Origin of the sequence: Bordetella genomosp. 13 (assembly GCF_007679965.1) — a bacterium.
Taxonomy (GTDB): domain Bacteria; phylum Pseudomonadota; class Gammaproteobacteria; order Burkholderiales; family Burkholderiaceae_B; genus Bordetella.
The window spans coordinates 843347-854971 of the sequence record NZ_VEHL01000001.1 but is presented as its reverse complement, the minus strand read 5'-3'; the positions used below and the strand labels follow the sequence as shown (position 1 = coordinate 854971).

Annotated in this window: 11 protein-coding genes; 2 read left to right on the top strand and 9 right to left on the bottom strand. The window is 68.2% G+C overall.

Annotated elements, in window-relative coordinates; genetic code table 11:
* Nucleotides 1–90 precede the first annotated feature (90 nt).
* Together FS845_RS03955 and FS845_RS03950 are read right to left on the bottom strand one after the other, a co-directional pair.
* The gene (locus FS845_RS03955) at nt 91–1995 is read right to left on the bottom strand and encodes an LTA synthase family protein (protein WP_144630809.1); all 1905 of its coding nucleotides are present in this window, start codon (nt 1993–1995) and stop codon (nt 91–93) included.
* 156 nt (nt 1996–2151) lie between these two features.
* Nucleotides 2152–2898: an FkbM family methyltransferase gene (locus FS845_RS03950; RefSeq protein ID WP_144630808.1), complete on the bottom strand. Its 747-nt coding sequence runs from the start codon at nt 2896–2898 to the stop codon at nt 2152–2154.
* A 194-nt stretch (nt 2899–3092) separates the two neighbouring features.
* On the opposite strand from FS845_RS03950, the gene FS845_RS03945 reads away from it, so the two are divergent.
* A complete protein-coding gene (locus FS845_RS03945; protein ID WP_144630807.1) occupies nt 3093–4460 on the top strand; it encodes a dihydrolipoyl dehydrogenase in 1368 nt (455 codons plus the stop codon).
* A 71-nt stretch (nt 4461–4531) separates the two neighbouring features.
* On the opposite strand, the gene FS845_RS03940 is transcribed toward FS845_RS03945, so the two are convergent.
* Nucleotides 4532–5083 carry a type 1 glutamine amidotransferase domain-containing protein gene (locus tag FS845_RS03940; RefSeq protein ID WP_144630806.1) on the bottom strand — a complete coding sequence of 184 codons (552 nt, stop codon included), beginning with the start codon at nt 5081–5083 and terminating at the stop codon, nt 4532–4534.
* Between the two features lie 128 nt (nt 5084–5211).
* Here FS845_RS03940 and FS845_RS03935 point away from each other — a divergent pair, with 128 nt between their 5' ends.
* Nucleotides 5212–6279 (top strand): DNA topoisomerase IB, encoded by a 1068-nt coding sequence (locus FS845_RS03935; protein WP_222129953.1) that lies wholly within the window; start codon nt 5212–5214, stop codon nt 6277–6279.
* Between the two features lie 99 nt (nt 6280–6378).
* On the opposite strand, the gene FS845_RS03930 is transcribed toward FS845_RS03935, so the two are convergent.
* From FS845_RS03930 to metC, 6 genes are all read right to left on the bottom strand, one after another.
* Nucleotides 6379–7386: a succinylglutamate desuccinylase/aspartoacylase family protein gene (locus FS845_RS03930; RefSeq protein WP_144630804.1), complete on the bottom strand. Its 1008-nt coding sequence runs from the start codon at nt 7384–7386 to the stop codon at nt 6379–6381.
* 23 nt (nt 7387–7409) lie between these two features.
* Nucleotides 7410–8156, bottom strand: a complete 747-nt coding sequence (locus FS845_RS03925; protein WP_144630803.1) for an amino acid ABC transporter ATP-binding protein — start codon at nt 8154–8156, stop codon at nt 7410–7412.
* 22 nt (nt 8157–8178) lie between these two features.
* On the bottom strand, nt 8179–8838 hold the full coding sequence (gene ehuD, locus FS845_RS03920; protein WP_144630802.1) for an ectoine/hydroxyectoine ABC transporter permease subunit EhuD: 660 nt from the start codon (nt 8836–8838) through the stop codon (nt 8179–8181).
* Complete coding sequence (locus tag FS845_RS03915) at nt 8828–9487, bottom strand: amino acid ABC transporter permease (RefSeq protein WP_144630801.1); 660 nt, start codon at nt 9485–9487, stop codon at nt 8828–8830. The genes ehuD and FS845_RS03915 overlap by 11 nt, the downstream gene beginning before the upstream one ends.
* Before the next feature lie 20 nt (nt 9488–9507).
* Nucleotides 9508–10380: an ectoine/hydroxyectoine ABC transporter substrate-binding protein EhuB gene (ehuB, locus tag FS845_RS03910; RefSeq protein ID WP_144630800.1), complete on the bottom strand. Its 873-nt coding sequence runs from the start codon at nt 10378–10380 to the stop codon at nt 9508–9510.
* A 68-nt stretch (nt 10381–10448) separates the two neighbouring features.
* The gene (metC, locus tag FS845_RS03905; RefSeq protein WP_144630799.1) at nt 10449–11612 is read right to left on the bottom strand and encodes a cystathionine beta-lyase; all 1164 of its coding nucleotides are present in this window, start codon (nt 11610–11612) and stop codon (nt 10449–10451) included.
* Between the last annotated feature and the right edge of the window lie 13 nt (nt 11613–11625).

Sequence of the window (11625 nt, the reverse complement as noted above, 5' to 3'; positions counted from 1 at the left end):
AGCCACGTCCGGTGCCGGCCGTGTGTTACGGGCAGTAAGGGCAGCACGGCATGCATGGCGGCGCGGTACCGGGCCGCGACGCCGCACAGATCAGGCCCGCGCCTGCGCGGACAGCGCGGGGAGTGTGTATGCCCGCTGGCAATAGGTCCGCTCCACCCACAGCACGTGCGCCAGCGCTTCGCGTTCCAGGTCGGCGTCGCGCTCGACCCGCTGGTAATGGTCGGGACGCGCGTACCTGAACTGGCTGGCGCCCTTGCGCGACTCCAGCACCGTCAGGATGTCGCCGCGCAGGTAGCCGTACGACTCGCCATACTGCATCATTGCCCGCCCGCCGGCCTGCGGCTGGGTCAGGTCGTGCCCGATCATGGGATGTTCGCCCGCCACGCCCAGCAGCGACAGCACCGTCACGGGCAGGTCGATCTGGCTGATGAGGCGGTCGTCGCGCCGCACGGGCACGTCCGCGCCCAGTATCAGCGCAGGAATCTGGAAGTGCTTCAGCGGAATGCGCTCGGCCCCGCCCACCCGGGCATCGTGATCCGCGGCCACCATGAACACCGAGTGGTCCCAGTAGGCGGCCTGCCTGGCGCGGTCGAAGAAGCGGCCCAGGGCCCAGTCGGCATACCGCACCGTGTTGGTCAGGCTGGCCGGTTCCCCGACGGGTTCGATGCGGCCCGACGGATACTCCCAGGGCGAATGGTTGCTGACGGAAAACGCCAGGACGAAGCAGGGCCGGCCATCCTCTTCCAGGATGCCGTGCACCCGCGCGAACATGTCCTCGTCACTCGCGCCCCAGGTGCCCACGAAGGCCGGGTCGTTAAAGGTCTTCAGGTCATGGAGCTCATCGAAGCCGTTGCCCAGGAAGAAGCTCTTCATGTTGTCGAAATGCGCCTCGCCGCCGTAGACGAAGCACGTCCGATATCCCTGCCGGCGCAGCAGTTGCGCCAGCGTGAAGAAATTGCGCTGCGCATCGGGCAGGCGCAGCACCGCTTCCGACAGCGACGGCGGAAAGCCCGCCACCAGCGCTTCCAGGCCCCGCACCGACCGCGTGCCGGTGGCATAGGCATTGGAGAACGACCATCCCTGTTGCGCCAACCTGTCCAGGTTCGGCGTCAGCCCGCTGCCGCCCAGGTGGCCGACGAACTGCGCGCCCAGGCTTTCCTCGACGATCATGACCAGGTTGCGGGGCCGTTCCCGCGGCGGCGCGACCGGGTGCGCATGCAGCGTGGGAATGCCGGGATCGAGCGGCTGCGGCGGCAGGCCGGCGGCCCGCAGCACGATGCCCTGCATCTGGTCGTCGGGCATCGTGCCGTAGGCGTCGCTGCTGGATCGTTCGTTCTTCAGGCTGTAGACCGCGTACAGCACGCTGTACAGCGAGTTCAGCGGCAGCGAATTGACCAGCGCGTCGCCGCAGAAGGCCACGGTCGACGGATTGATGGGCCGATGCTTCAGGGTGCCCCGTATGGCAAGCACCCCGCCCGCGATGGCGGCCAGCGTCAGCAGGCCGCGCAGCCAGATCGCATCCACGTCCCACTCCCAGTGCGGCCGGAAGAACAGCGCGTAGCCGGCCCAGGCCAGCAGCCCGGTCACTAGCACCACCGCCAGCACCGTGCCACGATAGCCCCGCCATAGCATGGTGAACACTTCGCGGGGATTGGTCAGGTAGACGATGTACAGGCGGTTGGGCCGCGTGTCGTACTCCACGATGAACTGCGGCGTGGACAGCTCCAGCAGTCCCAGCAGCAGCCACGCGATGACCAGCCAGGCCCCCGTGATGGACTGCGCCAGCGGGGAATCCCCCACCCAGGGGGCCAGGGCCAACGGCAGGACGGAGATGATCGCGATCATGTGCGCATCGATGCGCAATCCCCCCAGCGGGATGGCCCAGGGACGGCCGCTGGCCCGCGCGCGGGGCGCCTGCCATGCAGTCAGGGCGATGCGCGACAGCGACAGGAGGGCCAGGGCCGCGATGATGAAAACGATGGATTGTGCGTACATGAGAGACGGCCCGAGGCCGCCGACGGTCATTGCGATGGGCGAGTCTAGCCCGCCGAGCGTCAAATTTACGTCAATTCATCTTCATGTCACATTTATCTGGGCCAGATCCTCAGGCACAGGCCCGGCCGGCAACGGATGTTCGGGCATCCGTGCCGGTCATTTCACTTTGGCCAGGTCCGACCGCACCATGATGCAGTCCGATTCAACCAGGATCGGGAAGTGCCCCGCGTTGTTCGGCACCAGCGCGCTCAGCGTGAAGCCATGCTGCTCGTATACCGCGATCGCCTCGCGGAAATCCACCGAATCGGCGTACAGCTTCGCGATCGCCAGCTCGCTCTGCAGGCCGACGAAGTCGCGCACGATGTTCGACGAACCCTTGAAGATGTGCACGTCGTAGCCTTGCGTGTCCATCTTCAGGAACGGCCGGCGAAAGCCATGCTCGGCCTGCAGGCGGCGCAGGACCGTTTCCAGGCGTTCGGTTTGCACCGTGATGGTCTTGCTGACGGCGTTCATTTTGGAGAACAGCTGCACGTCTTCATGGCTGGGCATGCTCAGCGAGCTGAACTGGCTCGAATTCATGATGTTGAATTCGGCGGTCCCGTCCTTGTCGGAAATGGCCAGCTCGCTGATGATCCACTTGCGGTCGCCCTCGGCGCGCCTGCGCACGACGGCCGCGTCGTGGGGATTGGGTTCGAACGAGAAGATGTAGCCGTCGAAGCCCGCATGCTTGCGCAGCATCCCGGCATACTGGCCCTGGTTGGCCCCGATGTCGAAGACGCAATCGACCTCCAGGTAGGCCAGCAGCTTCTTCAGGTGCAACTGCTCCCACCTGGCGTACAGGCGCCGGGAGTCGACGAGATCCTGCTTCAACCTGGACAGCTTGTCCTTGAGGGCGCTAATCATGCTGGCCTTGAATCGATGATGGAGTGACGGGGGAAGCGGCGCGGGATGCGCCAGGCGCCAGCATACCGAAAAGATACAGAAGCGCTCTTTTGTGTCAAACGTAACACAGAGAGCCGGTCGGCACGGTGAATGCTGCACTAACTCCGTGCCTGGCGTCCCTGGGCGGCAGGCCGGACTGACACAGGAGAATCGTGATGAAGACGATGGATGTCGATGCGGTGGTGATCGGTGCGGGCACGGCCGGCGCAAACGCCTTTCACGTGCTGAAGTCCGCCGGCGTGAACGTGCTGCAGGTCGACCGCGGGCCACTGGGCACCACCTGCGCGCGGGTCGGCTGCATGCCTTCCAAGGCCGCGCTGCACGCCGCGGCGCGCTGGTCCACCGCCCGCGGGCTGGTCGCCGATCCGGCCGACCTCACGGTGTCGCCCAGCGTGCTGTGGCAGCAGGCCCGCGCCATACGCGACGAGCTGGCGAGCAGCGCCGCGGACAACACGCGCCGCGCCGCGGGCGACCGCCTCATCATGGAGCAGGCGCGCTTCGTCGCGCCCGACACCCTGCAGGCCGGCGACACGCGCATCCGGGCGCGGGCCTTCGTCGTCTGCACGGGGTCCAGCCCGGTCATCCCCGAAGCCTTGAGACCGTTGCAGCACAGGCTGCTGACCACGGATACCCTGTTCGAACTGGATACCCTGCCCAGCCGCATCGGCGTGCTGGGCATGGGCGCCATCGGGCTGGAAATGGGCGTTGCGCTGGCCCGCCTGGGGCTGGAGGTCATCGGCGCGGACCAGCAGGACGGCGTCGGCGGCGCCAAGGACCCCGAGGTCCAGCGCCGCGCGCAGACCCATTTCGGTTCCCTGATGCAGCTATGGCTCGGCGCCCCCGTCGAAGCCGACCCGGACGGCGACGCCGTGCGGTTGCGGCAGGCGGGCCGCCAGGCCATCGTGGACCGCCTGCTGGTGGCCACGGGCCGCAAGCCGAACGTGGAGGACCTGGACCTGCCCGCCGCGGGTCTGGATCTGGATGACAAGGCGCAACCCCGTATCGACGCGTCCCGCCTGACCGCCGGCCAGCCGGGCATCTTCTTCGCGGGCGACGTCTACCCCGACCGGCCGTTGCTGCACGAAGCCGTCGACGAAGGCGTGGCCGCCGGCAAGGCGGCGCTGGCCCACGTGCGCGGGCGGGCGCCCGCCGAACTGAAGCGGCATCCCGTCCTGTCCATCGTCTTCACCGATCCTGATGTGTGCGCCGTGGGAATGCCCTACGACGAAGCGGAAAAGCAGAACGCGCTGGTCGGCCAGGGGCCTGGCGACGAGAACGGCCGCGCCCGCATCATGGGCGCCACGGACAGCCTGCTGCGCGTCTATGCGCAGCCCAGGACGGGCAAGCTGCTGGGGGCGAGCATGGTGGTCACGCGTGGCGAGCATCTGGCGCACCTGCTCGCCTGGGCCATCCAGGCCGGCCAGACGGCCGAGCAGCTGCTGGACATGCCGTTCTATCACCCCACCATCGAAGAGATGCTGCAGTACGCGTTGAAGGACATCCGCAAACAGCTGGAGGCGTGATCGAGGCATCTGCCGCGCGGCATCGGCGGGGCGGCCGCAGCCTGCACGCGATCACCGCGCGGGTCTCGGCCTCAGCCCTGCGCGCCCTGCAGCAGCTTGATGAACTCGCGGTTGAAGGCCGGGATGTCGTCCGGCTTGCGGCTGGACACCAGCTTGCCGTCCACCACCACCTCCTGGTCCACCCAGTCGACGCCCGCATTGCGCAGGTCGTCCTGCAGCGAAGGCCAGCTCGTCATCTTGCGGCCGCGCACCACGCCCGCCGAGATCATCAGCCACCCGCCGTGGCAGATCACCGCCACCGGCTTGCCGGCCTGCATCATCGCCCGCACGATGGCCTGCGCCTTGGGCTGCATGCGGATCTCGTCGGCGTTGACCACGCCGCCCGGCAGCAGCAGCGCGTCGAAATTGCCGGTCTCGGTCTCTGCCTGCACGAAGGTCAGGTCCACGTCGAAACGGTCGCCCGGCTTGTCGTGATGCATGCCCAGGATGGGTTCGGTGCGGGCCGAGACCAGCACCGTACGCACGCCCTGCGCCTGCAGCGCATCGCGCGGGCCGGTCAGTTCCACCTGCTCGAAGCCGTCGACGGCCAGAATCGCGACGGTCAGATCTTTGCGTGTTGCCATTTTTGCTGCTCCTGGTGCATGGCCCCGTTCAAAGGATGCGACACGGCGCGCCGGGGCCGCGCGCGCCGCGACGCACGAACGACGCAAGCGCCATGCCCACGGGCACGCGGCTTGCTAAACGGCTCGCCATGAACGCACCCGAGACCCTGCCCCTGCCGCCGGCCCTGAGCGCCGGGTTGGTCTATGCCGACGACAGCCGCCCCGGCTATCGGCGCCGCCGCGTCAACGCGAAGACCTTCCACTACTTCGACACGCACGGCAAGCGCATCACGGACCCCGCCAAGGTGCAGCGCATCCAGTCCCTGGCGATTCCACCCGCCTATACCGACGTGTGGATCTGCCCGGACCCGCAAGGCCACATCCAGGCCACCGGCCGCGACGCCCGCGGACGCAAGCAATACCGCTACCACGCGGACTGGACGCAGGTGCGGGACGCGCAGAAGTACGGGCAGCTTGCGGAATTCGGCCTGTGCCTGCCGCGCATCCGCGCCCGCATCGAGCGCGACATGGCCCTGCCCGGCCTGCCTCGCGACAAGGTCGCCGCCACACTGGTGCGGCTGCTGGAGCTGACCCGCATCCGGATCGGATCGCGCGAGTACGCCCGCGCCAACCAGTCGTTCGGCCTGACCACGCTGACGCGCCGCCATGCCCAGGTCGCGGGCGACCGCATCCGCCTGCGCTTCGTCGGCAAGAGCGGCGTGCCGCACGACGTGACCGTGGCCGATCGGCGCATCGCGCGCCTGGTGCGCCGCTGCCTGGACCTGCCCGGGCAGCAGCTATTCCATTATCTGGACGAGTCGGGAGAACCGCGCGCGGTGGACTCCGATCTGGTCAACGACTATCTGCGCGAAGCCAGCGGCGCGGACTTCACGGCCAAGCACTACCGCACGTGGGCGGGCACGCTGTACGCCTATGCGGCGCTGCGCATGCAGATCGCGCAGGTCGAGGGCGAGGAAAGGTCTGTCACCGCCTTGCGCAAGCAGCTGACGGAAGTCATCAAGCGCGTGGCGCAGCGGCTGGCGAACACGCCGGCCGTCTGCCGCTCCTGCTACATCCATCCCGCGGTGATGGAGGCGTACCTGGAAGGAACGTTGGCGGCCGACGCGCGGGCGCCGGACACGCCGCGCGGCCTGGCAGCGGAAGAGCGCCGCCTGCTGGCCTTCCTGCAGGCCTTGCAGACGGCGGCCACGGCATGAGGCCTGGGGCTGGCGCCGCGGATGCCGCGCGAGCCGTGCATCATCTCCGCGCGTTGCCCAGGACCAGGAAATCAGGCTGCTTCAAGCAATGGCTATCCGTCACTCCAGCGGCGCCGCCAGATGGAACAGCCCATCCCCCCGCGCGCACAGCGTCGGAAAGCGCCGGCACGACACGATGCCGTCGATGTTGAAACGCAGCGTCAGCGGCTCGGCCAGCGGGTCCTCCAGGCGATACAGCCGCAGAGCCGGCTGTCCTTCGCGCACCGCCTCGCCGGCCTTGGCCAACGGCTCCACCATGCCGGCGCACGGCGCGTAGATGGCATGGCGCGGGCCGAGCGAACGCAGCAGCTTCGAGCCGCCCGCGGGTTGGCAGGCCAGCTCCGGCGCGATGCCGTAGTGCCTCAGTACCCGCCGCGTGCCCTGTTCGGCGATCGACAACCCTTGCGGATCCAGCGTCGCACCGCTGCCCAGTTCGGTGGTCAGCGCGGGAATGCCGCGCTTGGCCGCCGCCGCGTACAAGGTCGTCGCGCCGCCGCCGCCGGCCCCGTTGGTCAGCACGCTGTGCGGCGCGCCGAATACGTCCAGCAGCTTGCGCAGCGCCTGGTCCTGCGCCGGATCGGCGACGCGCTGCGCCAATGCCGTGTGCGAATAATCCAGCGACCGGCCGCCAGAATGCAGGTCGATGACCAGGTCGGACAGCGGGAACAGCACGCTGTCGACGTAGTGGGCGATCATGTCCGTGATGCCGCCGGCCGCGCGGCCCGGGAACAGGCGGTTCAGGTTGCCCTCGTCGATGGGCGAGACGCGCCGACCGGCCTCGACGGCCGGATAGTTCAGCGAGGGCACGATGATGACGCGGCCGCGCAGCGTGGCCGGGTCCAGCTCGCGCGCCAGGTTGCGCAGCGCGATCTGTCCTTCGTACTCGTCGCCGTGGTTGCCCGCCGTCAGCAGCGCCGTCGGGCCCTCGCCGTTGCGGATGCAGACGATGGGAATCTGCACCATGGCATAGGCCGACAGGTCCACCGAATGCGGAACGTTGAGCGTGCCGGACTGCTTGCCGTCCAGGTTGAAATCGATGTGGGTCCAGATGCGGCTGGGTTCCGCCATGGCAGTGTCCTTGGAACGCGTGGTCAGAGTAGTTGGCTGAGGAATTGCTGGGCGCGCGGATGCGTGGGCGCGCTGAAGAAGGTCTGCGGATCGGCCTGTTCGACGATGCGGCCGGCGTCCATGAACACGACGCGATCGGCCACCGTGCGCGCGAAGTTCATCTCGTGCGTCACGCAGATCATGGTCATGCCTTCGCGCGCGACGTCCGTCATCACCTCCAGCACCTCCTTGATCATCTCGGGGTCCAGCGCCGAGGTCGGCTCGTCGAACAGCATCACCTTCGGGCTCATGCACAGCGCGCGGGCGATGGCCACCCGCTGCTGCTGGCCGCCGGACAGCTGGCCAGGGTACTTGTCCTGCTGCTCGGGGATGCGCACGCGGCCCAGGTAGTGGCAGGCCACCTCGCGCGCCTGCGCGGCGGACATGCCGCGCGCCTTGCGCAGCGCCAGCGTGCAGTTCTCCAGCACGGTCAGGTGCGGGAACAGATTGAAGTGCTGGAACACCATGCCGATGTCCCGGCGCACCAGGTGCAGCTTGCAGCCGGCGGCGCCCACCCGCTGGCCGTTGACGTCGATGGTGCCGCCGTCGTGCGTCTCCAGCTGGTTGATGCAGCGGATCAGCGTGGACTTGCCCGAACCCGACGGGCCGCAGATGACCACGCGCTCGTTGGGCCGCACGTCCAGGTCGACGTCGTGCAGCGCCTGGAACTTGCCATACCATTTCTGCAGGCCGCTGATGCGCACGGCGGGCATGCTTGTCGTGGAATTCATGTCGTGTGCTCCTCGTACGGTCTCAGCGCTGATGCGCGACGTGCAACCGGCGCTCCAGCAGGCGCACCAGGTAATTGATGCCCAGCGCCAGGACCAGGAAGATGATCCCCACGGCAATCATGGGCTCGGCATAACGGAAGGAATTGGCACCCACCTCCATCGCCAGGCCCAGCATCTCCGGCACGGCGATCACCGCCAGGTACGGCGTGGCCTTCAGGCACGAGACGAAGTAATTGCCCATCGGCGCCGCCACGTTGCGCAGCATCTGCGGCAGGATCACCGAGATGATCACGTCGCGGCGCCGCAGGCCCAGGGCCTTGCCCGCCTCGAACTGGCCCGAGTCGATGCTGTCGATGCCGCCCTTGAACACCTCGGCCAGGTAGCCGCTGTAGTACACCGCCAGCCCCAGCACGCCCGACGCGGTCGCCGGCAGCGTCACGCCATAGAAGGGCAGCACGAAGAAGATGAAGTACAGCTGCACGAGCACGGGCGTGGAGCGGATCGCGTCGATCAGGAAGCGCATCGCATAGCCCAGCCAGCGGTTGCTGCGCCGCAAGACCTCCATCACGAAGCCCAGCACCGCCGCGCACAGCGAGGCCGCCACGGCGATCCACAGCGTCGTGCCCAGTCCGCTCAGGATGGTCGGCACGACCGACAGCGCGAAGTCGAGATCAAATTTCACGGCTGCCCCTGTGCGCGATGCTCACGCGCCGTTCCAGATAGCGCCCCAGCAGCGTGGCCGGGTAGCACACGATCAGGTACGCCAGCATCAGCGAGGTGTACACGCCGATCGGGTTGTATTGCGCATCCGCGATCTGCTTGGCGCGGAACGTCATGTCTGTCAGCGTGATCAGCGACACGATGGCCGTGCCCTTGACCAGCTGGATGAACTGGTTGACGAACGTCGGCATCATCGCGGCCAGCGCCTGCGGCAGTTCGATCAGGCCCAGGATGTGCAGGCGGTGCAGGCCCAGCGCGCGGCCGGCCTCGACCTGCCCGCGGTCCAGCGACTGCAGCGCCGCGCGCACCGCCTGGCTGCCGTAGCCGCCGATGTTCAGCCCCAGCGCCATCGCGCCCACCGTCATGCTGGAGAACCGGATGCCGAAGTTGGGCAAGGCGTAATACAGCACGAACAGCAGGATCAGCACGGGCGAACTGCGCCAGAACTCGATCAGGCACGTCACCGCCAGGCGTGCGCCGCCACGGGTGAAGTACTGCAGTACGCCGGTGACCAGGGCGAAGGGCACGGCCCAGGCCATGCCGTAGAGCGTGACCAGCGCCGTGACCTTGAACCCTTCGAGAATGCCGGCAAGGATGTCGAGACTTTCCATGGCGGTATCCGTGCCGGCCGTCAGTACTTGCCCGCGCAGACCTGGGCCGTCGTCACCGCGTCGTTCGCCTTGTCGTCGTCGGTGAAGCCGTACTTGGCGCGCAGCTTGTCCACCGCGCCCTCGGCCTTCAGCGCGGCCAGCTCCTTGTTGTAGGCATCGCGCAGCGCGGTGTCGTCGGCGCGGAAGGCGATGGCGGTGTACATCATGGCCGGCACGCCGTCGCGCACCAGGCCCGTGAAGGGCGCGGCGCGCTCGACGCCCTGCAGCTTGGGATCCTGCAGCAGGCCCACCACGCTGGGCGCGGACAGCGTGGCCGCGTCGACGCGGTCGGCCAGGATGGCCGACAGCTGGGCCTGCGCATCCGCCAGGTAGGTCAGTTGCGATGCGGGCACGCCGGCATCCAGCGCGTTCTTGGAGTTCAAGGTGCCGCGCCCGCCGGTCAGGCGGATCCTGGGATTTGCCTTGATGTCCGCGTAGCTGTGGATCTTCAGCGGGTTGCCCTTCTTCACGATCAGGCTGTCGCCCACCGCCAGGTCGGGCTCGCTGAAGATCACCACCTTGCAGCGCTCGGGCGTGATCGCGATGCCGGACGCCACCATGTCGAAGCGTCCCGCGGTCAGGCCCGGGATCAGCGCGCCGAACTCCGTGATGACGAAGTCGACCTGCGTCACGCCGATGCGCTGGAAGGCAGCGCGGATCAGGTCAGGGTGGAAGCCCGCCGCGCTGCCGTCATCGGTCCGAAAGCCCCACGGCTGCCGGTTGTGGATGCCGATGGTGACCTTGTGGTCCTTCATCACGGTTTGCAGCGTGTCGGCCTGCGCGGTGGGCGCGGCGGACCACAGGGCGGCCATCGCGGCCAGGCCCGCCACGTTCTTCAGTAGCGTCAGTTTCATGATGTTTTCCCTCTTGCCGTGTCGTTGTCTGCGGCGAAGTGCCTCGCCGTGGGTACTGCAAAAAATCGTCAGCCGCGCTGCGCGCCGAATGCCGCCAGCGCGGCCTGCAGGTCGGACTGCAGCAGGTCGCCGTCCTCCAGGCCGATCGCCAGGCGGATCATGGGCTGGTCAGTGGCGGGAAACCGGCGCCGGCGCTGCAGCTCGGCCGGATAGAACGCGGCCAGGCTGTGCACGCCGCCCCAGCTGGCGCCGATCGAGAACTGCGTCAGCGCATTGAAGAAGGCGTGATAGGCCTTCTCGTCGGCCGGCGCCAGCTGCAGCGAGAACAGGCAGCCGTTGGTGCGGTAGTCGCGCTTCCACAGCGCATGGCCGGGATCGCTGGCCAGGGGCGGATACCAGACGCGCTCCACCAGCGGCTGGTTCTCCAGCCAGCTGGCGATGCGCAGCGTCGTCTCGCCCTGGGCGCGCAGCCGCAGCGGGAAGGTTTCCAGGCCGCGCAGGACCAGGAAGCAGTCGTCGGGGCTGACCTGCTGGCCCAGCGTGCTCTGCGCCTCGCGCAGGATGGCATAGTGGCCGGCATCCGTCATGGCGATGCTGCCCATCAGCACGTCGGAATGGCCGCTGAAGAACTTGGTGGCCGCTTCCACGCTGAAGTCCACGCCGTGGTCCAGCGGCCTGAAGCCCAGCGGGCTGGCCCAGGTGTTGTCCATCATCGTCAGCACGCCGTGGCGGCGCGCGGCGGCCGCGATGGCGGGCACGTCGCACATCTCCATCGTCAGGCTGCCCGGCGATTCCAGGCAGATCATGCGGGTATTCGGCCGGATCAGGTCCTCGATGTCGGCGCCGGCCAGGGGCGAGTAGTACTCCACCTCGACCCCCAGCTTGGCCAGCCATTTGTCGGCCAGCGCCACCAGCGAGCCATAGCAGGCCGCCGACAGCAGCACGTGGTCGCCGGCGCGCACATAGGCCATCACCACCGTCATCAGCGCGGAAGCGCCCGACGGCGTGATCACGCAATGCTTGCCGTTCTCCAGCGCGGCGATGCGGTCCTCCAGCAGGCGCGCCGTGGGCGTGCCCGTGATGCCATAGCTGAAGCCGTCGGGCTGGCGGTGCTTGCGCGCCGCGAAGTCGTCGATCGAATCGAACACCACCGTCGATCCGCGCCACACGGCGGGCGACAGGCTGGCGAAGGCGCGCCCGGGGGCGGCGGGAACGTCGGGAGAATGGGCCATCGGTGGAATCCGT